The sequence below is a fragment of the Anoxybacillus sp. ST70 genome (assembly GCF_019553625.1).
GTDB lineage: Bacteria > Bacillota > Bacilli > Bacillales > Anoxybacillaceae > Anoxybacillus > Anoxybacillus gonensis.
The window spans coordinates 42,934-64,848 of the sequence record NZ_JAHZOF010000005.1; the positions used below are offsets into that span (position 1 = coordinate 42,934).

Annotated in this window: 18 protein-coding genes and 4 pseudogenes; 15 read left to right on the plus strand and 7 right to left on the minus strand. The window is 40.1% G+C overall.

Annotation, left to right across the window (positions count from 1 at the left end):
* The first annotated feature begins 120 nt into the window (after positions 1-120).
* Entirely contained in the window at positions 121-3,561 is a 3,441-nt protein-coding gene (locus K1I43_RS08330; protein ID WP_035067533.1) for a S8 family peptidase, read from the plus strand.
* A 112-nt stretch (positions 3,562-3,673) separates the two neighbouring features.
* The gene (locus tag K1I43_RS08335) at positions 3,674-5,257 is read left to right on the plus strand and encodes an S-layer homology domain-containing protein (protein ID WP_240483478.1); all 1,584 of its coding nucleotides are present in this window, start codon (positions 3,674-3,676) and stop codon (positions 5,255-5,257) included.
* Between the two features lie 23 nt (positions 5,258-5,280).
* Here the strand turns inward: K1I43_RS08335 and K1I43_RS08340 are convergent, their stop codons facing one another.
* A complete protein-coding gene (locus tag K1I43_RS08340; protein WP_019418154.1) occupies positions 5,281-6,246 on the minus strand; it encodes a C40 family peptidase in 966 nt (321 codons plus the stop codon).
* Positions 6,247-6,622: 376 nt separating this feature from the next.
* On the opposite strand from K1I43_RS08340, the gene K1I43_RS08345 reads away from it, so the two are divergent.
* The 6 genes from K1I43_RS08345 to K1I43_RS08365 all read left to right on the plus strand — a co-directional run bounded on the left by K1I43_RS08345 (position 6,623) and on the right by K1I43_RS08365 (position 12,304).
* Positions 6,623-9,565 (plus strand): S-layer homology domain-containing protein, encoded by a 2,943-nt coding sequence (locus K1I43_RS08345; protein ID WP_165569766.1) that lies wholly within the window; start codon positions 6,623-6,625, stop codon positions 9,563-9,565.
* A gap of 221 nt (positions 9,566-9,786) precedes the next feature.
* The gene (locus K1I43_RS08350) at positions 9,787-9,894 is read left to right on the plus strand and encodes a putative holin-like toxin (protein ID WP_019418134.1); all 108 of its coding nucleotides are present in this window, start codon (positions 9,787-9,789) and stop codon (positions 9,892-9,894) included.
* Between the two features lie 306 nt (positions 9,895-10,200).
* The gene (locus tag K1I43_RS08355; RefSeq protein WP_049720912.1) at positions 10,201-10,422 is read left to right on the plus strand and encodes a transposase; all 222 of its coding nucleotides are present in this window, start codon (positions 10,201-10,203) and stop codon (positions 10,420-10,422) included.
* A gap of 24 nt (positions 10,423-10,446) precedes the next feature.
* Positions 10,447-11,106 carry an RpnC/YadD family protein gene (locus K1I43_RS08360; protein WP_240483479.1) on the plus strand — a complete coding sequence of 220 codons (660 nt, stop codon included), beginning with the start codon at positions 10,447-10,449 and terminating at the stop codon, positions 11,104-11,106.
* A gap of 2 nt (positions 11,107-11,108) precedes the next feature.
* Positions 11,109-11,513, plus strand: coding sequence for a hypothetical protein (locus K1I43_RS15670; protein WP_255571990.1), 405 nt, complete (start codon positions 11,109-11,111; stop codon positions 11,511-11,513).
* Positions 11,477-12,304 carry an RpnC/YadD family protein gene (locus K1I43_RS08365; RefSeq protein WP_012576116.1) on the plus strand — a complete coding sequence of 276 codons (828 nt, stop codon included), beginning with the start codon at positions 11,477-11,479 and terminating at the stop codon, positions 12,302-12,304. The genes K1I43_RS15670 and K1I43_RS08365 overlap by 37 nt, the downstream gene beginning before the upstream one ends.
* Positions 12,305-12,723: 419 nt before the next feature.
* On the opposite strand, the pseudogene K1I43_RS15935 reads toward K1I43_RS08365, so the two are convergent.
* A pseudogene (locus K1I43_RS15935) lies at positions 12,724-13,476 on the minus strand (IS3 family transposase); the annotation flags it as partial.
* Here K1I43_RS15935 and K1I43_RS08380 point away from each other — a divergent pair.
* From K1I43_RS08380 to K1I43_RS15685, 6 genes and pseudogenes are all read left to right on the plus strand, one after another.
* Positions 13,445-13,622, plus strand: a pseudogene (locus K1I43_RS08380) (JAB domain-containing protein); the annotation flags it as partial. The pseudogenes K1I43_RS15935 and K1I43_RS08380 overlap by 32 nt on opposite strands.
* 318 nt (positions 13,623-13,940) lie before the next feature.
* Positions 13,941-14,183, plus strand: a complete 243-nt coding sequence (locus tag K1I43_RS08385; RefSeq protein ID WP_035067544.1) for a hypothetical protein — start codon at positions 13,941-13,943, stop codon at positions 14,181-14,183.
* On the plus strand, positions 14,170-14,538 hold the full coding sequence (locus K1I43_RS08390; protein WP_012576114.1) for a PIN domain-containing protein: 369 nt from the start codon (positions 14,170-14,172) through the stop codon (positions 14,536-14,538). The genes K1I43_RS08385 and K1I43_RS08390 overlap by 14 nt, the downstream gene beginning before the upstream one ends.
* A 1,011-nt stretch (positions 14,539-15,549) precedes the next feature.
* Positions 15,550-15,756: pseudogene (locus K1I43_RS15675) on the plus strand (UPF0236 family transposase-like protein); the annotation flags it as partial.
* A gap of 97 nt (positions 15,757-15,853) precedes the next feature.
* A pseudogene (locus K1I43_RS15865) lies at positions 15,854-15,898 on the plus strand (hypothetical protein); the annotation flags it as partial.
* A gap of 18 nt (positions 15,899-15,916) precedes the next feature.
* Positions 15,917-16,210 carry a UPF0236 family transposase-like protein gene (locus K1I43_RS15685; RefSeq protein WP_238148445.1) on the plus strand — a complete coding sequence of 98 codons (294 nt, stop codon included), beginning with the start codon at positions 15,917-15,919 and terminating at the stop codon, positions 16,208-16,210.
* A 378-nt stretch (positions 16,211-16,588) separates the two neighbouring features.
* On the opposite strand, the gene K1I43_RS08400 is transcribed toward K1I43_RS15685, so the two are convergent.
* The 5 genes from K1I43_RS08400 to K1I43_RS08420 form a co-directional block, all read right to left on the minus strand.
* On the minus strand, positions 16,589-16,969 hold the full coding sequence (locus K1I43_RS08400; RefSeq protein ID WP_012576113.1) for a PBECR3 domain-containing polyvalent protein: 381 nt from the start codon (positions 16,967-16,969) through the stop codon (positions 16,589-16,591).
* 244 nt (positions 16,970-17,213) lie between these two features.
* Positions 17,214-17,648 carry a hypothetical protein gene (locus K1I43_RS08405; protein WP_012576112.1) on the minus strand — a complete coding sequence of 145 codons (435 nt, stop codon included), beginning with the start codon at positions 17,646-17,648 and terminating at the stop codon, positions 17,214-17,216.
* Positions 17,649-18,500: 852 nt separating this feature from the next.
* Positions 18,501-19,142 (minus strand): response regulator transcription factor, encoded by a 642-nt coding sequence (locus K1I43_RS08410; RefSeq protein WP_012576111.1) that lies wholly within the window; start codon positions 19,140-19,142, stop codon positions 18,501-18,503.
* A 13-nt stretch (positions 19,143-19,155) separates the two neighbouring features.
* The gene (locus K1I43_RS08415; protein ID WP_012576110.1) at positions 19,156-20,493 is read right to left on the minus strand and encodes a sensor histidine kinase; all 1,338 of its coding nucleotides are present in this window, start codon (positions 20,491-20,493) and stop codon (positions 19,156-19,158) included.
* Positions 20,490-21,467: an alpha/beta hydrolase family protein gene (locus tag K1I43_RS08420; protein ID WP_019417539.1), complete on the minus strand. Its 978-nt coding sequence runs from the start codon at positions 21,465-21,467 to the stop codon at positions 20,490-20,492. Before K1I43_RS08420 ends, K1I43_RS08415 begins: the two co-directional genes overlap by 4 nt.
* 228 nt (positions 21,468-21,695) lie before the next feature.
* Between K1I43_RS08420 and K1I43_RS08425 the strand changes: the two genes are divergently transcribed.
* Positions 21,696-21,905, plus strand: coding sequence for a Blp family class II bacteriocin (locus tag K1I43_RS08425; protein ID WP_012576108.1), 210 nt, complete (start codon positions 21,696-21,698; stop codon positions 21,903-21,905).
* The last annotated feature ends 10 nt before the right edge of the window (positions 21,906-21,915 follow it).

Sequence of the window (21,915 nt, forward strand, 5' to 3'; positions counted from 1 at the left end):
GTAAGATTATTAGAAAAAATTATCAAAATATGAAACTTTTTTTCTTTTTTTTCGTTTTAGTAGGTGTATTTGCTTTTTTAGGCGAATACATATGTTACATTTTTTTGAAGGAGGACTTTTATGAAAAAATGGAAGAAGGCCGCATTATCCGTTAGTTTAGCTTCCGCACTCATCGTGCCGACGGTCGCTCAAGCGTCGACAGAACTGCCAATTGCCCAATGGAAAAAACAAGTGACAAAAGGGCAAACGTCTCTTGCTTACAAACGGTTTGAAGAGGCGCAAGATCAAGTGAGCGCCGACACGCTGATTGTGAAGTACAGCGAGAAAATTCCAGCTGCCGTTCATCGCAGTTTCGGAGCGACATTGAAGCAATCCTTTCCGCAACTAGGATATGACGTCGTCACCGTGCAAAAAGGGAAAGATATGCAGCAAGTGGTAAAAAATTACGCAAAATTAAAAGCCGTCAAACGTGTGACACCAAGTTTTACATACAAACGGCTCGGTTCGGCTGATCCGAAAGCAGATCATATGTATTTATTATCGCTTTTAAATATGGAAAAGGCGTTAAAACTGGCTGGAAAGTCTAATGTCACAGTTGCCGTCATCGACACAGGAATGGATACGAAACATCCTGAGTTGAAAGGGCGTCTCCTCCCAGCCTACAACGCGATCAATCCGGCGGGGGCGCCGATCAAAGATGTGCACGGAACGCACGTTGCCGGCATTATCGGTGCGAACGCCAACAACGGTGTTGGGGCGCATGGTGTCAACCCGAACGTCAAAATTTTGCCGATTGACGTATTCGGGGGCGGGTTAGGAGCAAGCGATTATACGATCGCCCAAGGCATTTTGTATGCGATTGAAAAAGGAGCAAAAGTCATTAATATGAGCCTTGGCGGCTATTTTAGCTCGCCGATTTTAGAAGAAGCTGTTCAAAAAGCGATCGACGCAGGGATTACAGTCGTTGCGGCAGCAGGAAACGAAGCGACAGATATGTACTCTATCCCAGCTTCGTACGAAGGCGTCATTAGCGTCGGAGCGACCGACAGCAAAAATAAACTTGCTGAGTTTTCAAACTACGGTCCGTCTGTAGACATTGTGGCACCGGGTGTGGACGTGTACAGCCCGATTTATGACTACACGAAAGGCTCTTCGTTTGCCGAGTTAAGTGGAACGTCGATGGCGTCGCCAGTTGTGGCGGGTGTGGCGTCGCTTCTTTTATCGAAGTACCCGAATTTAAAACCTTATCAAGTTGAATGGATTTTAGAACGTACGGCAACGGATTTAGGGGAAAAAGGATACGATTTAACGTACGGCAATGGTTTAGTCAATCCAGTGGCAGCGCTGCAATATAACATCAAAAATGTGCCGCAAAAAGAAAAATGGAACGATGAAACGATTTTAGCGAAAGCGCCAGTCATTGATGCGAAAGAACCGTACGTGAAAACAGGTTCGTTCACAAAACCAGAGGAAATGCATTGGGTGAAAGTGAACGTTCAACAAGGCGAAAGCGTCCAAGTGTTGCTCGAAGGAGCACAATCATACGACTATAAGCTCGTATTCCGTTTCTACCCGGAAGGAAAAACGGCGTCTGAAAAACCGATTCAAGTCAATAATGGTCGCGCAGGCGAAATGGAAGCGAAACTATTTACGGCAAAACAATCAGGTGTGCTTGCAATCGGCGTCACAGATGCGAACGGCAACTACAGCTTGCAAGGAAAGTCAACATATACGTTAGCTGTACAATCGTTTACAGAGCTTGCAGACGATGGTTTGACAAAAGAAAATCCAGCTGTCATTGAACAATTGCCGTTTGTTGCAGAGAACTTAACGTTTGTCCCAGAAAAAGATGCAACGGAAAGCGACCGTGACTATTTTCAATTTACTGTAACAGAACCGACGACAGTGAAGTTTCAATTGTCTCCTGTTCCAGGGATTGATTCATCGTTAAACATTTATTTGGCTGATGAGCTATATCGTCCTGTGGATCCAGATGCGAAATATAAAGAAATCACATTCCCGATTGCATCTGGAAACAATAACGGCATAAGCAAAGGAGAGACGCTCACGTTTGAAGCGCAACCGGGCGTGCCATATGTCGTTGAAGCTTCTAGCGAACCGATGGGCGGATTTTATCCAATGATGTTTGAGCTGGCGATGTCAAGCAATCAAGTAAAACAGTTAACCGGTTCAGCAATCCCATATCAACTTCGCGCAGAAGTCGTCACGCTTCCAGCTGACGAAGACAACTTCCCAGCACGCGAGCCGATGCCGTCGGAAGAAGGGGCTGTGGAACAAACTGAAAAAACACAACAACAAATGCGTAAACCAAACGATGTTGTTGTCATTATTGACGATGGAAGTTGGAACAGTTTCGATCAAGAACAAGTGCAACAAATTAAAGCAAATGCTCGACCTTACAACATTGGAGAAAAAACAGAAGCATTTATCCAGTTTAGTGGCGACCAAGATTTTTATCGCTTCACTGTCCCAACAACGGCTGTGTACGAGTTTTCGTTTGCGACACCTGACGATATGATGCCGTCAGCTACATTATTCGAATATGATGAGAAAAAAGACGATCTCGTACCAGTAAACAACTTTTGGCCATTTGATTGGATGACAGGCAAAAAACAAACAGACTGGACGCTCATTTTGGAAGAAGGAAAAACGTACTACATGTTAGTACAAAACGACAATTATCAACCGGTCGCTGAACCGTACAGCATGACGTCGAAAAAATTAATCGATGCACCAAAAGATAAAAATGAGAAAAATAACGAACCAATGCAAGCAACAGTTGTAAACGTCAATGAAACGAAAACAGGAAACTTCGTGCTTCCGAACGATGTCGATTACTACTACTATAAACATCGTCAAGCGAACGAGCTGTTGACGCTTTTTGCACAGCCAAGCAAACCGAATGCATCGCTGCCAAAATCATTGCGCGGCACATTAGTTCCAATCATCTCGGTTGTCGAAGATACGAACGGCAATATGACGATTGACGAAGACGAATACGGCAAAGCTGTTACGTTTTTCCCGAATGGCTGGAGCCCATTATACGACGTGCACGGATCGTTCCGAGCGAAGAAAAACGTTGGGTATTTCTTCGTCGTCAACTCGTTTATGTTTGATGGACTATCGCTTCAGTCGTACAACTTTGGCATTCAATCGTTCAACAAAAAAGATGAAGACGCATCGTCTGTCTTGAAAAACAACGTACCATCGAAGCCGCTTTCTCTTTATAAAAAAGGAAATACGTATGAAGCAACGGGGTATATGAACATCGTTGACTACGGAGATAAAGACGCGTACAAATTTGTCGTTGAAAAAGACGGCACATTTACATTCAAGCTCGATGTACCGGGCACGATGGACGGCGTCATGTCCATTTTCGATGCGAAAGGACGCCTCGTGCAAACGTATGACCATTACGGTGACGGCGACGCAGAAATCGGTACGCTTTCGTTGAAAAAAGGAACGTACTATGTCGTCGTAGAGGAATCGCTCGCTCGTCCAAATGCTAAGCCATACACGCTCTCTATAACAAAGAAATAGATGAAACGAAGGTTGCCTGCACATGTAGGCAGCCTTTCTCTTTTTCCAGACGCATCGTGTCGCCGATCGTGTTAAAATAAATATAAGATTCATAGACAACGAGGTGAATCATATGCGATTCATATGGCTTACGTTCTTTTTTTTATTGTTGTTTCAACATCCAGCTCATGCTCATGTCGTTGATTTAACAAATAAAGCAAAAGCGCAAGCGTACGAAGATTACTATCCGCTTATTGCGCGCTATAAAGGAACGAGTGGGGTGACGTTTGAAAGTTACAGCACATATTGGAACGAAACGAAGCTTGCCCAACTTGAGCAAGAGTTATTAAAAAACAAACACGGTGCCGAACTTTCCTTGTTAGGAAGTGTAAAAATTTTTCCTGATTACCCCGCAGGACAAAACGTGCTTGGACAATATTTTGCGCAATATCAAGTCAGTCCGAAGCTGTCTCTTCTTCCAAATCGATATATTCATTTGTATGGAGGAAATGAATGGACGACGGTGGAAGAGATGGCGACGACGTTAGCGCACGAGTACGGGCATCATTTCACTTATTATTATTTATTAAATAAAGAACAGCGCCGTCCGAACGAATGGCTGCAGTCGCAGTATGCCGCTGCGCGCGAGTTGTTTCGCTACCCGACCGTCCATGCGGATGGGAGTGGAGAATATGAATGGTATATGCCGGAAATATTAGCTGAAGACTATGTGCAACTATTCGGGTCGCCGCATGCGCTAAAAGGGCATATGCAAATGAACGCCCATCTTCCGACGCCGTTTGAGCTTCAAGCGCTACAAACGTATTGGAAAAATCAACTTGGCGCTACGTATGAACCGATGCCTCCGCTTTCATTACTGCTGACAAACTATACGGTAAAAAATAACGTGTATTCGCTAAAGCTTTACACATATGCCGATACAACCGCATATTTAAACGCGCAAGATGGACAAGGGCGCTATGCTTCCGTGTATATCGGAAGTGTGCCAAAAGGGGTAAACGAAACGGCATATGATGGGACGAAGCTGAATAGTCAAGTTTCTTGGCTATTTCGCTCAACGATTGTCGATACGGCATTATTTCGTGTCGTTCAGCCAACAACGAAAGGATTTAATCGCGGTTCAGCGACGTTGCGTGTCTCGTATGGAGCGATCGATACGCTTGTTTCTACTCCTCCGCTTTTTCCAGACGTCGTCCGAGAGGAGCTGCAGGAAGCTGCGCGGCTGTTGTATGAACGAGGGATGATCTCAGGATTCCCAGACGGAACGTATCGTCCGAACGAACGGCTCCTTCGCCGTCATGCCGCCCTTATGCTTATTCGTGATTTACAGTTGACGCTCCCTGAAGGATATGTCGTCAAGGCGCAAGATGTAAAACCGACGGATCCGTGGTATAAAGAGATGGCGATTGCTGAGGCGTATGGATTGCTTACCGGATATAACGGGAAGCTATATCCGAACGACTACATTACCCGTGCCCAAATGGCAACCATTTTAACGAGGGTGTATGCCGATGTGTACGAACAGCCGACGACAAATGCATCGTTTTTTGATGTGCCCGCTTCTCATTGGGCGTATCAGGCGATCGATACGCTTTTTTACAACGGCATTACGATCAACAATCCGTATCGCCCGAACGATTTCGTGACACGCGGACAGTTTGCCCTCTTTTTAAAACGGACGCTCGATAAAAAATAGCGAGGAAGGCTTGTCCTTCCTCGCTATTTTGCGTTGATCGCACGGTAGAAAAACACCGCAAACTCCGCACGTGTGACCGTTTCTTTCGGACGAAATGTTCCGTCTTCATATCCGTTCGCAATACCTGTTGCAACGAGTTTTTCAATCGCATCGTACGCCGCATCCGTTTCTTTGACGTCAGTAAACGGCACATCCGCCCCACGCTTTAACTTCCATGCCTCTGCAAACCACATGGCAAGCTGTTCACGCGTCAACGGTTCATCCGGTTGGAATGGCTTATCGTTTTTACTGATGATATTTTCTTTGACAAGCGCGTTAATCGCACCAACGGCCCAATGATCGCTCGACACGTCTGTAAACGTTTCTTTTCGATTGTTCATATCGAAATTGAAATACGTGGCAATTAGTCCTGCCGCTTCTGCTCGCGTCATCATTGCATCTGGCTTAAAGTAGCTTTTTGCATATCCGAGCACAATTTCTTTTTTACCTAACGTTTCAATTTCTTGATTTGCCCAAAAATCTTTTTCAACGTCTTGAAATTTTCCCGCGTCCTGTGCATACGCAAGCACGCGTCTTGCTCCTATGTATCGTTTTTTATAGTAGGAATCATCTAACGACGTGACGATAATTCCTTTGGATGAACTCGCATGAATAAACCGATTGTCGCCGATATAAATCCCTGCATGCGACGGCCCTTTTTTATACGTTTCAAAAAAGACGAGATCCCCAACGCGTAAATCTTCTTTCTTCACTGCGTTTCCTTGCTTATACTGCTCCGCTGTCGTCCGCGCTAATGTGACCCCTAGCCCACTCATCACATGGCGTGTAAACCCGGAACAGTCAAATCCTTTTTCTGAACTTCCCCCGAATTGATACGGCACCCCGACGTATTTTTTCGCAAGTGGAACGAGCCGATCATAACTATCGCTTGCATAAGCGAAGGAAGGGAAGAGAAAAAACAAAAGCAATGCTGAAACAAACCGCCTCACATGATACACCTCACTTCGCTATTGTTCTTGCAATTTCGACATTTTCACACTATTCCAAGTGTATCATAAATAGGAGAATGGTAATTTTACAGTTATGTAACAAAAGTTTTTGACAAAATTTACGCTTATAGGTATTGAAAAAAGTCGAACATTCGGTAAAATGGTGAATAGGTGGAAGACTACATGTGAAAAAGTTTTGTTATTCCAACAAAGAAAAACTGTTCAAAAAATGGTTGACACGATGCATGGAAAAAATTATAATGTAGTTTGTAGTCATTCACTCGCTAAGTTTAAGAGTTTTATAGAGAAAACATACATATCTCTTAAATTTAGCTAAACTTAAATAGAAAGAGAAACAAAAGGAGGAAATATGTCGATGGCTTACCAACCAAAGTCTTATCGCAAATTTTTAGCTGGTACAGTCTCTGCAGCAGTTGTTGCTTCAGCGATCGCACCAGTAGCAAGCGCAGCTTCTTTCACAGACGTAGCAGGAAGCGTGCATGCAGATGACATCGCTACATTAGTAGCAAAAGGGTACATTAAAGGATACGGTGACAACACATTCAAACCAAACAAATCATTAACACGCGGTGAAGCTGCAATCATCTTCTCACGCATTTTAAAAGATGCGGGCGTAAAAGCTCCTGAGCAAGGTGCGGGCTTCCCAGACGTTCCTGCAAGCAACGCTGAATTAGCAGAAGCTGTTGCGATCGTGAAAGCAGCAGGTGTGATGAGCGGAGACGAGAAGGGTAACTTCAACCCGAACGCAACAATCACTCGCGAACAAATGGCGAAAGTTGTTGTTGAAGCGTTCAAATTAACAAAACCTGCAAACCACACAACAAAAGTAACTGACCTTGACAAAGCAGGCGCATGGGCGCGTGAATACATCCAAACATTAGAAGCAAACGGCGTAACGAAAAACACAGAATTCATGCCAAAACAAAGCGTAACACGCGGTCAATTCGCTTCATTCGTCGTTCGTGCGATGAACGTTGGTGTAACAGCAGCACACATCACTGGTGTAACTGTTGTTGACCTCAACACATTAGAAGTAACATTCAACGGCGAATTGAAAGAAGTGAAAAAAGAAGACTTCGCTATCCAAGGCGTTGAAATCGAATCTGTATCAATCAAAGCCGCTGCAGCAGCTGAAGCAAAAACAACAGTTGTTGTTATCAAAACAAAAACAGCGTTAGAAGAAGGCAAATCTTACAGCGTATCTTACAAAGGTCAAACAACTGACAAAACAAAAGTTGATGTGCCTGTACTAAAAGTTGAAGCTGTAAGTGCTCCTAGTGCCAAAACTTTAAAAATTACAGGTACAGGTTTACAGTTCTTGAAGTCTGAAGATGTAACTGTGGCAGGTAACAAAGTTCTATCTGTTGTTCCAGATACTGATGGAAAGGCGGCAACGGTATCTTTAGAAAATAAACTTGCTCCTAACGCTAATACTACAGTTTCTGTGAAAATTAAAGGTGAAAAGAAAGACTTTACGACTAAGTTTGAGTACAAAGTAACTTCTGTGTCTATCGAACCGCAAACATTTGATGACGATCGTGCGGGTCAAAGAGTTAAGTTTAAAGTGAATGGCGAAGATGCAGATGTGGATTATCTCAAGTTGGCGGGTTATTCAGTGGCTTTCGTCGCTAAAAAAGCTGATGGTACGGCTGCAAATGGTTTCTTTGATGGATCTTCTACCAATACTTCTTCAACTGGTGTAGTCGCTCATCCTGTTACTAAAGGGGACTATACTGTTGAAGTTCAAGTGACGAGAGCTGGAGAAGCGTTAGTGACTGACACTGCAAACATTAAAGTTGTTAACCTTGATACTGAAGCTACGGAAGTTAATTCAGTAACATTCTATAACTTTGGAATTGACAAAACTGATGACTCTTCTAGTGCATATAATGTTTCATTATCAGATGACGACTATGTCATGAACAGCACAACATTAGTTGCTGGCGAGAAAGCAAAAGTATATAAAGTGGAAGCAACTGTAGCTGGGGAGAAAGTTGTTGTTTCTTCGAATGCTTTTGAAGTGAAAACTTCTAATCCAGCTGTTGTATCTGTGTCTAACGGTGTTTTAACTGCTGAATCGGCAGGTACTGCAACAATTACTATCAAAGTCGGTGAAGTAACAAAAACGTTTAACTTTACAGTAACGAATGTTGCCCGTAAGCTTTCGAAGGTGACCGTAGATCCAGCAAGTGTAAGTATTGTCAAAGGTTATCAAAAAACTGTTACAGTAAAGACTTTAGATCAGTATGGCGATCCGTACCGAGTTAATCAAGTTGCTGATCTCGTTGAAGTAGTACCAATTGCAGGATCAAACGATATTGTCACATTTACTGACTTTACAACTGATACACCAAACTCTATTGGAAAGGTATCCGTAAGCTTAACAGGTAACGCAGCAGGAAGTGGTACGTTCTACTTCAAAGACAAAGATGGTAATGTGATTGGTTCGTTCTATGTTAATGTTTCTGCAGTGGATAATACAGGTAGTAAGAAATTAGAGGTTATTTCTAAGGCACCTGCGTCGACTGATAATACTTTAGATTTACAATCTGATAAAACTGTGACATACCAGCTGTCCCGTTACAATACTGAAGGAATTTATATGGATCCGATTGAGTTGCAAAATTATGAAATTGAAGTTGTAGATGGTACTGTTGCCAAGGCACAATTTGTAGATGTTAATGGCAGCACTACTGGTAGTTCAACAAGTGCAACTCTTAATGCTAAAATTGTTGGTACGTCAGGAGATTATGGTTTCGTAATCACAGGGCTAAAAGCTGGTACGACAGATGTTTTACTAAAAGATACGGCAAGTGGAAAAGTTGAAAAAATTACAATCACAGTTGTTAATAACCCAATTAAAATCAATACGGTTAATTTCAAAACAGTACCTACTGTTGATTATGTTGGCGCGAAAATCAACTATGAAGACGTACTTGATGTGACTTACAGTAACGAAGATGATATCGTGAACGGCATTACTCTATCTAAGAGTACACTTCATAAAGTGCGTATTTCTGAAGATACAGGAACTGAAGGATTACTTTACCTAGATGTGGATGGTGATGCATCTTATACATCGGGTACAGACATTGGTTTAGGTATGTTGAAACTTAAATTAACTGCTGACTCAACATTAGTGGGTACAGTTCCTACAGATGCAGTAGTTGGTTACACAACAGTTAATGGTGATAAAGGTAAGAAAGGAACATTGTTATTTAAAGTATTGACTGATGTAACAGGTTCTGATGAAACTACTTCAATTGCTGCTACTGCGGTGACTGTTGAAGTAAAATAAATTGGGGAGCATGTCTATCACGCCCCGAAGATTGATAGAAACAGAGAGCCATTGAGTGGCTCTCTGTTTCTTTTTCTGTATTTTTGTTGATGTGCTGTGGCATTTTTTGCGGCAGCTGTTGTTGAAATTGCGAGAGGAATAGAAAAATGTTACAATCTCCGTAGCAACTACATAAGCAGGGTGGGCGGTTGACCACTTCCCCGATGAAGGGAGGTGGGAATATGACGACGTATGAAGCATTGAGTCTTATTGCGCAATTCAGCTTAGTGTTCATCGGAATGCTAACATTGACTGTTACCATCGTCGTCTATATAAACAAAAAGAAATAACCGTCCCCCCCTCGACCAAAGGTGTGAAACGGTTATTTCTTTTTTATCTGTTACACATCTAAAGGTCAGCCGCTCTTCTTGCGGCATGTAGTTGCCTGCTGAGTGTTCACCGCACTCAGCTTTTTTATTTTATGAAGTATCTGCTTATATTATACAAATGATATAGCTAGTTTGACAAGTGGGATGAGTGTTACCCGTTGGTAGCGTGCCTGTCACTAGTTTTGCGTGCAGAGTATCAAAAAATTTTTCGCAGGATTTTTCCCGTTTTTGTCGAAAGGATGTGCAAGGAAGTTCATGTGAGGTGAAATTGTGTGCCGTGGAAATCGGCGTGATTCGTTGTTTAAAGAAACGAATGATTTTCGTGCGTTTTTGCATATCCTCGAACAGCTTCATGAAAAAATACCATTTGAGCTCGCTTCGTATTGTCTTATGACGAATCATTTCCATCTCCAACTTCGCTCACAGCATGAATCCATTTCAAAAGTAATCACACCTTCAAACTCCTCAGTTTCGTTTTGTTTATTGTAGTAAAATAAAAAGAAAGGAAGTGTGATGATGAGCGGGCAAACCGATATTGCGTATAATAATTATGACATCATATTCCACAATATGACCGCTCAATTTAAAGAAAAGGTTCTTGACTTTTATGGTATTCAGACTGCTCCAATTGTTCGTGTAGAAGCGGTGGATTTGCCGACTATTGCAGTAAATGACAGAAGAATGGACTTTCTGTTTTTGCTAGCGGACGATACGTACTTACATCTTGAGTTTCAGACAACGTTTGATGAGAAGGATTTGGATCGGTTCCTTCAATACGATGTGAGCGCTTATGAAAGGTACAAAAAGCCGATTAAAACAGTAGTCATTTATGGTTCTAATGTCGAAAAGGTGTTAGAGCAAAAAAGCTATGGCTCTGTCCAATATAATATACAAGCAGCATTGATGAGAAACTATGACGGTGATGCCATCATTCAAGATTTATGGACAAAAATAGAGAACGAAGAAGAGCTTACAGATCTAGATGAGTTGCATCTTATTTTCCTCCCATTAATGCAGAGCTCGGTGAATCGTTCAGAACGAGCCATCGAGACAGTCGAACTCGCTAAACGAATAAAAGACGAGGAAAAACAAGTACGCTTACTGGCGACGATTATTGCGGTGTCCGACAAGTTCATTGATAAGGAGTATGTGGAAAAATTGATGGAGGTCTAAGTATGGCGAGAGTCATTCGAATGGCGGAAGAACGCGCAAGAATTAGCGAAAGCCAGCAGGCGATAAAAAAATACTTAGGCGCACGATTAGGTTTGGAAAGTAAACCGATGCAAAATAAAATAGACCTTATTACGGATCTATATTTGTTACATCATTTATTGGACGACTTATATCGAGCGGAGAAAAGAGAAGAAATGGCTCGTTTGATTGACATCACATTAGAAAAACAAAATGGGATACGTGCCAGTCACATCCCGAAGGTTGACAGATACAGAGAGTCGTTGATTGGCTCTCTGTTTTTCATTCCTAAAGCAGGAATCTCCTCGTTTTTATCGAAAATACACAACAAAACTGAAAGCGAGGTGCATATATGGCCATTGATCATGATCGGTTGTTTAAAGAGTTGATTATGACGTTTTTTGAAGAGTTTCTTCTTCTCTTTTTCCCGGATGTGCATGAGTATATCGACTTTCAGCATGTGGCGTTTTTATCGGAGGAACTGTTTACCGATGTGACGGCAGGGGAAAAGTATCGCGTGGATTTGCTTGTTGAGACGAAGTTGAAAGGGGAGGATAGCCTCATTATCGTCCATATCGAAAATCAAAGCTATGTGCAGCCATCGTTTCCTGATCGGATGTTTATTTACTTTAGCCGCTTGTTTGAGAAATACCGAAAGCGAATGTTGCCAATTGCCGTATTTAGCTATGATTCTCTCCGACATGAACCTTCATCGTTTACGCTCCAATTTCCTTTTTTCGATGTGCTTCATTTTCGATTTTTAACGGTGGAGTTGCGCAACCAAAACTGGCGTGATTACATTCGCCATGACAACCCAATCGCCGCTGCGTTGTTAAGCAAAATGGGGTATACTGAAAATGAACGGGTAGAGTTAAAAAAGCAGTTTTTACGAATGATTGTGCGCATGGAATTAGACGAAGCAAAGCAGCGATTATTAATCGGCTTTTTTGAAACATATGTGAAGCTGTCGGATGCGGAAGAACAACAGTTGCGAAACGAGGTGAATGAAATGGAAACAAAAGAAAAAGAACAAGTGTTGGAATTAATGATTTCGTATGAGAAGAAAGAGAAACGAAATATTGCGAAAAGAATGTTAGACAAAGGATATGATGTGCACACCATTCACGAATTAACGGAACTTCCTGTAGAGGAGATTGAGGAGTTAAAGGAACGGTGCTAGTGCACTGCGATATAAATTCAGTTAATGTGAAGGAATCAGAGTGATAGAACTCTGGTTCCTTTCCTTTTCTCGTCTTTTTTCAGTGTCTCAGAACCCTGTGAAACTGTCAAGGAAAGCACTTGACAGATCCACGGAGTTCTGAGGAGAGGTAGGTAAGACGAGAAGGAGGAAATGCAGCCCACCTGCGCTCGTTTTTAACTAGCCTTTGCATATTGAGTCGGTATTTGATAATGAAGAACACCTTGTATATGTTGATGGTTATAATAGCGAATGGTATTATGTCAAGAAAATAGACACATAGAATGGAGAAACATTTTAACTCCTACTACCGCACTTCGTTTGGTGGCCTCTTGATAAGGAGAATGGTTGGTAAACCCTTCCCCTTATCAAGAGGATTAAGAAACCGCCATATCGCGACTTCATTCAGAGAAGGATTGTTTTTTGCCGTGTTGATGCAGCTTCTCATATGCTATCGGAGACATGTACTTGTTAGCGGAATGAATTCGCTGAGAGTTATAAAAACACTCAATATATTCAAAAATCCGATGTTTGGCCTCTTCCCTTGTTGTAAAGGTCTCGTGGAAAATCAGTTCCTTTTTGATGATGCTGTGAAACGATTCCGCACATGCGTTATCATAACCGTTTCCTTTTCGACTCATGCTGGTTTGCATTCCATGCTGTCGTAAAATAGCTTGATACTCGTTCGATGCATATTGGCTCCCTTGATCCGAATGGTGAATCAGACCTGGTTGAGGCTTTCTCTGGTTGATGGCTCGGTTTAATGCTTTGATCACTAACTCTTTTGTCATTCGCTACTAGCCAACGATTTTACGAGAAAACAAATTCATGACCGAAGCGAAATACAGCCAGCCTTCTTTCGTCCAAATATAGGTGATATCCGCCACCCATACTTTGTTCGGCTTATCCACTTCAAACTGCTGATGTAATAAGTTGGGATACACAGGCAAATGATGCTTCGAATTCGTGTTGGCCTTATATTTTTTCTTCGTTTTGGAACGAATGTCATCGTCTTTCATGATTCTTGCGACGGTTTTCTGAGAGACCTTCACTCCTTGTTTCTGAAGGATTTTTGTGATTCTTGGACTGCCATACGTTTCTCTGGACTCGGTGTGAATCTTTTTGATTTGTTTTTTCAACGTTTCGCGTCTTTCGACCGACCCGACGCTGTCAAGGGAAGACATTGACGTGACGAGAAGGCTTTTTGAGGCAGGGAGAATTGTCGGAATTGAATTGTTGGATCATGTCATTGTTTGTCGTGGAGAGATTCGTGTCGTTGAAGGAAAAAGGGTATGTGTAAGAGGAGAAGACGATGCTCGACTGGTTTATTGTGAAAATGAAACGCTAATTTGGTGTGGAAGTCAGGCAGGAGGATGTTGGGTATGAAGCGTCATTTGACTACAAGAAGGTCGATGCGTTGCTTATTTCTCCGAGCACATCAAGAAGCTGAAGAATCCGCTGTTGTTGGAACCGTTCCTATATGTAGCGAGAAGTGAACTCGGCAATCAAACATTGATGAAACATATAATATGTCAAAAGGAATTTTCGTGCTATCGTGTACAGTTAAATGGTATAATATGTTTAAGAAGTTCCATTTTCGTTGAAAGGAGCGAAAGTCATGGATTTCGTGAGAGTCATAAAAAACAGCAATGATTTAGAAAAAATTATAGATATACCTGAGAAATTAAGAAACAGGAAAGTAGAAGTCATTGTCCTTCCCTATACAGATAAAGAAGAGGTAGAACAAGTGGGAAAAAAAAGCTTGAGGGGGGCGTTGTCAAAATATAAAAATGAGTTTTTGCGAGCTCGAGAAAGCGATGCTTGGTCTAAAGCCGTGGTGGATAAATATGAAAATCGTTGATACAAACATTATCCTAAGATATTTGCTTAATGATCATGATGATTTGTCAGCGAAAGCTGCAACGATTATCGAAAATAACAAGGTATTATTGCTGAATGAGGTAGTAGTTGAAGTCGTTTATGTTCTGGAAAAAGTGTACAAAGTAAAAAACGACGAGATATGTGATACTCTTTTAGAACTGTTTAAATACGATAATATTGATGTCGATGATATCGACATACTAGAAGAAGCGCTCATTTTGTTTGTAAAAAGACGGATGGACTTTGTTGATGCTCTTTTATACGCCTATAATAAAGTGAAGGGGTACCAAGTATATACTTTTGATAAGAAGCTAAACAGCATAATTGAGGAATAGGATATAAGCGCAAGGCTGGATAGAAGCAACGCATTCAATGTGAGTGTGTTGCTTTTTGATTTGGTGAAATTTATACTCTACAAACCGGGATAAAACATCAGTTTTTTGGATTTTCTATTTTATTAGTTCATCACCACAATATGTAATTTTCCTGTACAAAGATGTGCAAAAATCATTGATTTACTGATTTTTCCTCACAAACGTAAATACGGTATGTTCAGAAAAAAAATCAAGTACAACTTTTGGTGATGAACCCTTTTAATGGTTGGTCTTTCTTAGATTCTTTTTTCTTCTTACTCTTTGTTTTCAAGTATTTATAGTAACCCGATTTTGAAATCTGTAGTTTTTTACATATTTTAACGACTGGATATTTTGTTTTGAGCTCGTCTACTACTTTGAACTTCGCTGTCTTCCCTCCCTTTTCAAGATTTGCAGATACTTTTTTAAAATTTCATTCTCCATCTCTAGTTCTCGTATGATGAAATCCTTGTCCATTTCAGGATGATTTCTAACTTTTCGTTTTAGTCCTACTTCCCCATACATTTCAGATTCTTATTTTGCGCAATTCAGCTTAGTGTTCATCGGAATGCTAACATTGACTGTTACCGTCGGCGTCTATATAAACAAAAAGAAATAACCGTCCCCCCTCGACCAAAGGTGTGAAACGGTTATTTCTCTTTAGCTATTACACATCTAAAGGTCAGCCGCTCTTCTTGCGGCATGTAGTTGCCTGCTGAGTGTTCACCGCACTCAGCTTTTTTTATTTTATGAAGTATCTGCTTATATTATACAAATGATATAGCTAGTTTGACAAGTTGTGCCTGTCGCCCGTATGAGCAAAATGTTTGTGGGAGGAAGTGAAGTCCTCGTTTATATGGTTCAAGGGGATAAAAGAAGGGGGATGAGCAAAAAAGATGAAAAAAGGACTCTCTTCCTGTATTGTGATAGTGCAACCAAATCACCAAGGAGGTCAGAGAGTCCTGTGCAACAGTTTATCACAAGTGGACAAACATGAAAAGAGTTAGGAGCAGAATTGTTTTCGATGTTACAAAAAAATATGGAGACATGCTTCAACAGGTATTGGAATGGCTAGATGAAGAGCTAGCCAAGCAACGAGATGAAAAGCGTTATTACTTAAAAGATAAACGAACGGTACAGATGCAGACGTTATTTGGGGAGGTGGAGGTTCGACGCAATTCCTATTTGGATCGAGAAGAAGGCGTGTATACGTGCTTATTAGATGCGTTCCTCGGGTTCGATGGGGCAAAAGGAGTAAGTCCGTCCATTATTGGAGGAAACCGCCATCGAATTAGCTGTGACGGATCCTTCGTATTTCCAAGCGGCCGAAGCGCTAAAAAAGATAGTAGGCTATGCGGTGATGAGCCATGAAATGATTCGCCAACTTGTTTTACAAGCAACGGTGGAGACCCATCGCCCGATGGGAAGTGCAGAGGGAACGATGCACGTGTTTGCGAAGCGCGTAAAAGCTGGACGGAGTTGGTATGAAGAAGGGATTCGAACGTTTTTACATGTGATGGTAGCTGTGAAAGACGGGTTAACGATTCAGACGTGGAGAGGAGAGGTGGTCGTCGAGGAAGAGAGAGACAGAGCGATCTACACTCGTGAAAAAGGTAGTCAAGAATGCAGGAACAGTGGAGTTGGCATTAGGTAATATTTTTCATCTCCAGCAATCATGTGGAACGCCTATATATGAAGCGTTGAAAGGGATTTAAAAAAGCAAAAAAGCAGGAGGAGAGGGTTAGGGAATTATTACAAAAATCAGGTTGATAAAATCATATATATCCATTCATTTGAGATAGAAAAAATCTCCCACAAACTCTTGACTCAATCCTACAGTAATATCACAGTTGAAAAATAAAAGGAGTTTATGTATAATAAAAGCAAGTAAATTTGTGTATAATTAAATTCAGTCAAAGCTTTCAGAGGATGGAACAGGCAGCCATCGCCCTTGTTGGAGATGCGGGAGTGCCACCCCGCCTAAAGCTTTGCCGATATGGTGGAGCCATAGCTTGTCACGTGCTATGGCTTCTTATCCTTTTTTGTATTCGATTAATGCCCCTTTTTTTACGTACTTTTTTACCTTTTCATCGGACATGATAAAAAGAGATCGAACATAGAAAACGCCATTCTTGCTAGCTCTGACCGCTACTAAAACATAGTCCTTTTTATTTTCAAAATCGAATACTTTGATATATTGAATTGATCTGTTTTGAGGATGTTTGGCTATATAGTCAGGATCAGATAAAATATTTGATAAATATTTAAAATACTTTTCAAAGTGGTTCGGATGTTTATTTTTCATGTGTTCGATGTTCGTTTTACTAAGCACGATGGGCATGTTTTCTGGCATGCTTAAACATAGCTTTCGGATGACTTGTTCATTTATTACGCCAACTTTTTGCGGCTTCATGACAATTCCCTCCTATTCTAGAAAGAAAAAAAGTTATGTATGGGGGATGAATCACTTATTTGCTTTGGAGGTTTCTATGCAATCGCCAAACTCGCTGTTCGCGATGGTAGAAAGATATTTTCCGTAAAGCATATTTATTTCTCTTCTCATGTGTGAATGGTGTCAAATAAGTGAATCATGTTTTCGTTCCCCCATCCAGAAAACTTTTTTAATGGAATTTTGACTGTTTTTTAAAACCACTTTATTATTTCTCAAATGATTGAATATGTCGCTGTAAACTTGAGATGACCTCTTTAATTTGTGCGATTAGGCGTAAATCTTCTTGGCTAACATCCAAGATGTCAATCTCATTGGCTGTTTGACGCAGTTCTTTAATGGTATTATTCAAGATTGCAACGCATTTGTCGTGCAGAGTTCCTTTTTGTGTATCATAATCTTTATGATGAGCATCTTGATCTCTTATATCGTTTATACGGTAAACCCCTCTTCTAACGGATTCAATTTTTTTTCTTTGAGTCAAGTCATATAAACTTCCGGCAAATGTTCCTTCTGTGAAATCCCCATGACTAGCTCGTTTCATCACATATTCTTTAATCTCCTCTCTTGAATGTTCTTGACCATCAGCTAGAAACTCAAGCACATAAAATTTAATTTCTTCAGATTTGGAAGCGAACTTCATGAAGAAACCCCTCCTTTATTTATTTTGAAGAAACCCCTCCTTTATTTATTTTATTATAATCAAAACAAGAAGTCAATATGAACAAAAGAACGAAAAAAATATTTATATATTACACAAAGAATAATAATAATGATTAAAATAAGGGGAATTTAAATATGATAATTAGTGACCGTGCATACACTTTAAAACAGTAATGTACGAGCATTTCGGGACTATGCTTCTCCTAAATTACCATGTACGAAAGGAAATGAAGAAATAATCAACGAATAAACGTATTTTTCGTTATGGGGATGGAGATATGAGGAATGTTTTCTATATACGTAATTAGTAAAGTGATGTTGAAAAGTGACCAAAATACATAGAAAATACCCTAAGCTTTTAAAGTTTGTCGAATAGGTTTCATCGAGAGGGAATCTGCTCAAAACTAAGAGCATTTTTAGGCCAATTTGTTATAGAGTAAAATAAGGTTGGAGGAATAAAAAATAAGATTTGTGAGGAAACGATTTCTTTTGTTCGCTTGACGAGCGATTTTGTGATAGCGCGCAATCGAATAAGGACACGACCGAGCCTCCAACCGTTGTTGTTCGTCTTTTCTTTTGAACACACAACGAGCATGTTGGAGCGATTAGTAGACAACCTTAAGAACCTTAAGTCATTGCTTTCACATTCCCTTACGATTTGACGCTTGTCTCCCGTCAATTTCTCTCGGTATTGGCGCAATAAACGATAGACGTGGTAGTGATCCATCAAATCAGCTGTGTGGTGGAAAGGGAAAAGTAATGTTTTGTTATACACAAACCAGTCGTGCATTTGGTCATGGTGTGATGCTATTTGTTTGTTTACACAGATGATCTAAAGAAATCCCATTTCCCTCGCTTTACATACAGCATGTTTGCTGTTTTTCGCACTTAGCTTTTTTAAAATTCGACTTACGTGGTTTTTTACTGTTTGTATAGATATCACTAAATGATTAGCGATTTCTTTTTGAGTATATCCTTGATCGATTAGTTTTAAAATGGAAATTTCAGTTTTCGTCAAGGAACATGTCATTTGTTCCTTTTTTCTTAACTTGCAAAATTCTTTTCTTATTTTATGTGCAATCGTTGGACGAATAGGAGAGCGATTTTCGTATGCGGCTCGAATAGCATCTATAATTTCATGAAACTCTGATTTTACGACATAGTCGATCGCTCCTGCCGTGTAAGCGTGGAAAATGATTGTATCTTCATCTGAAGAAGTAAGCATAATGATTTTTATTTCCTTTTTCATTTCCAATAGTTGAGCAGTTAATTCGATGCCGTCACAATTATCTTGTAAAAATATATCCATTAGCACAACATCCACGTCTTTTTTATTTATCGCTTTCAATGCTTCTTCACTGCAATGTGCAATACCGATTATTTTAATATCTTGATAGCAATTTAATTCTTCAGAAATGATTTGAATCCAGTCTTTATCATCTTCGATAAGTAATACACGAATAGTACTACGCATCTTTGTCCCCCGTTTACTTTAGAAAAGAGTACTTTGGAAATTTCAGTGAAAATGTTGTTCCGCATTTTTCACTCTCTACTTCGATAAATCCGCCATGCTGTTGAACGACATAGCAACAATACGTTAGACCGATTCCATAATTTTTACTTTTCGCTCGCTTCGTGGTAAAAAACGGTTCAAAAATATGTGGCAACGTTTGTTTGTCTATCCCTGTTCCTGTATCAGAAATTTGTATGATATGATAGCGAAAGCTTTCTTGAAAATGGACTTTAATGGTTCCCCCGTTTGGCATCGCTTCGATTGCATTTAATATCATATTCACAAATACTTCTTTAAATTGTTGCTTATCACAATAAAGGATAATAGTCGAGTCATAATTCGTTTCGATTTGAATTTGATTAAGCATGTGACGAATTGATGAAATACTCTCCTCCATAACTTCTTCCATGTTTTCACGTTTCTTCTCGGACGAACGAAAGGTGATTTTTGATTGGAATTTGGATAGTGTAGCTTGTAAATGTTGAACAACCTCCTGTATATTTTGAATGTTTGAAAGCAATTCATTATCATGTTGCTCGTTGGCGTATTGTTCCATCCGACGACAAAACAATTGAAGTTTACTTATGTCATTTTTTAATTTATGGTTAAGCATTGCTGTTCCAATAAATATAGATTGCATCGATTGCTTCCAATATAGACGATGAATGTTCAAACGAATATGCAATATCCCATATTTGAATAAGGAAACAATAAAAAAGCTAAAAGAAATAATAATCATATCCGTGTTATAGCGCCAACTATCGTGATCGCCGAAAGCACGTAAAATATAATTTGTTATTAATGCAAATGAGATTGGAGGAATAAAAATAAGATTTGTAAAGAAACGATTTCTTTTTAATATAGGGTGTGTTTCCTTTATATAAGACAACAAAAGAAGACATATTCCAAATACAATATAAGGTGCTACCCACCATAATGCGATGTGGTAAGGGACAGAAATTGGATATATCGGGTATTTTATTGCCATAAATAAAATTGGTGTTAAAAGAATGTATGTTAATCGCTTTTGATAAATCAACGAAAAAAGTCCAGAATATGTAATCGAAAACATAAGAAACACATAAGGTGTTACATAATGGCAAATGAATGATAGTAAATCTACGATGAGCTTTACGACGGTAGAGGAAGCGGAGTACGGCATCATATTTTCTTCGATGACAACAGATAATCCACCGAAACCACCGACAAAAGCAATAACGCTTGCCCATTTTGAGGCTGAATTTTTATGGTCTATAAGTAAAACAATCGCTCCACCAATCCATAACAGTACGAATAATAGAAGCAAAATCATACACTCCTTGGAGATAGTGAAAGTGTACGGTGAATAAAGGACAACACATCATTGGCAATTTTTTTTCGGTGAAAAATAATGCCAGCGTGTCCGCAACGATAAGAAATAAAGTTTGAGATGTTCCATGCTTGTTGTAACGCTAAGGCATCTTCAAAATGGACGTATTGGTCATATCGTCCGGCAATGAATAAAATACGATTTCGATCGATCTTCGGTTTTTGGGAAATTGGTTCGAGAATTTCCCAATATTCTTTCAGCATATCATAAGTAACTCCATTGTTTTGCAAGTCTTGCTTAATGTATTTCCCAATCGGTGTATGCCAAACAGCATAGGATAAACTATTGGCATACATAATAGAAATAACCGCATCAGCATATTCCTCGACGGTAGCGACTAGGTTCGTCATTAGCCCCCCTAAACTTACTCCGACTAAGATGACGCTTCCACCTTTGTTTTGTTTAATCCAGCGAATAAGTGAGCGAATTTCCATGACAGCTTGCCTAACCGAAAAAATAGAGCGTTCTATATTTGCACTAATCATATATTCCCCGCTATATGAGGAATACGCTCTATCAAAATGGAAAGGAAGCATCATCTGCCACATATGAAATCCCGATTTGTTGAAAGGTTTTAGAAACAATCGGTTGATTTTCTCCCATTGATCCATTCTCCAACCATGGACAACAATAACGTGAATAGGAGATTGAGAAGAGTGGAAATAAACATTTCCTTGAACTCGATCATTTATTTCATTCCCGAATTTCATTGGACTTTGAAATGAAAAACGTTGAATTTCATAATTCATTTGTTTATGCATATGCTCAAAGTGAACTTCTGGTACGTCAGGTGTCGGATACACGATATCCCAGTTTGCCTGTTCAAGAAGTGATCGATCATAACGCGTAAATTGCGACTGCTGACTTTTTTGACGATGTAATAAATACAAACCCATTCGATCTAATGAATGTGCCATCCACTTACGAATACTCTCACTTCCCTTTGACAGAAAGGTAAAAAATGACGATTTCATGGTAGCATGACTTACAAGAAAGTTCAATATATTTTTTAAAAATTTACCTTTAATAACTTTTATTTTCCTTTAAGGGGAAAGGTACTAAAAAAATTAGTACTTTACAGTTTGGGGTGATGGGGATAAAATGGTGTCGTATACATAAATCTAGAAATTATGGAGGGGTGAGTCATGAAAGAGTTGAAAGCTGATGAGCTAGTATCAATTGATGGAGGAATTAGTGCTTGCGGAAAAGTTTCTGTTGCTGCATTTGCTCATACAGCGGCGTTTACAGGGCTTATGACCTTTGCTGGTGTAAGTGGACCAGTAGGTTGGGTGCTTGGTACTTTCGTAGGGGGAGCATGGTTGGGCGCTTCGGCTGCGGCGGGTTGTTTGAAATGATTAAAAAAGA

Coding starts and splice junctions, on each gene's coding strand:
- K1I43_RS15670 (WP_255571990.1), top strand. CDS start 11,109: ATGGCGAGAGTCATTCGAATGGCGGAAGAACGCGCAAGAATTAGCGAA.
- K1I43_RS08365 (WP_012576116.1), top strand. CDS start 11,477: ATGGCCATTGATCATGATCGGTTGTTTAAAGAGTTGATTATGACGTTT.
- K1I43_RS15685 (WP_238148445.1), top strand. CDS start 15,917: ATGAGCCATGAAATGATTCGCCAACTTGTTTTACAAGCAACGGTGGAG.
- K1I43_RS08410 (WP_012576111.1), bottom strand. CDS start 19,142: ATGCGTAGTACTATTCGTGTATTACTTATCGAAGATGATAAAGACTGG.
- K1I43_RS08390 (WP_012576114.1), top strand. CDS start 14,170: ATGAAAATCGTTGATACAAACATTATCCTAAGATATTTGCTTAATGAT.
- K1I43_RS08385 (WP_035067544.1), top strand. CDS start 13,941: ATGGATTTCGTGAGAGTCATAAAAAACAGCAATGATTTAGAAAAAATT.
- K1I43_RS08420 (WP_019417539.1), bottom strand. CDS start 21,467: ATGGCACATTCATTAGATCGAATGGGTTTGTATTTATTACATCGTCAA.
- K1I43_RS08405 (WP_012576112.1), bottom strand. CDS start 17,648: ATGAAGTTCGCTTCCAAATCTGAAGAAATTAAATTTTATGTGCTTGAG.
- K1I43_RS08400 (WP_012576113.1), bottom strand. CDS start 16,969: ATGAAGCCGCAAAAAGTTGGCGTAATAAATGAACAAGTCATCCGAAAG.
- K1I43_RS08415 (WP_012576110.1), bottom strand. CDS start 20,493: ATGATTTTGCTTCTATTATTCGTACTGTTATGGATTGGTGGAGCGATT.
- K1I43_RS08335 (WP_240483478.1), top strand. CDS start 3,674: ATGCGATTCATATGGCTTACGTTCTTTTTTTTATTGTTGTTTCAACAT.
- K1I43_RS08360 (WP_240483479.1), top strand. CDS start 10,447: ATGATGAGCGGGCAAACCGATATTGCGTATAATAATTATGACATCATA.
- K1I43_RS08425 (WP_012576108.1), top strand. CDS start 21,696: ATGAAAGAGTTGAAAGCTGATGAGCTAGTATCAATTGATGGAGGAATT.
- K1I43_RS08350 (WP_019418134.1), top strand. CDS start 9,787: ATGACGACGTATGAAGCATTGAGTCTTATTGCGCAATTCAGCTTAGTG.
- K1I43_RS08330 (WP_035067533.1), top strand. CDS start 121: ATGAAAAAATGGAAGAAGGCCGCATTATCCGTTAGTTTAGCTTCCGCA.
- K1I43_RS08345 (WP_165569766.1), top strand. CDS start 6,623: ATGGCTTACCAACCAAAGTCTTATCGCAAATTTTTAGCTGGTACAGTC.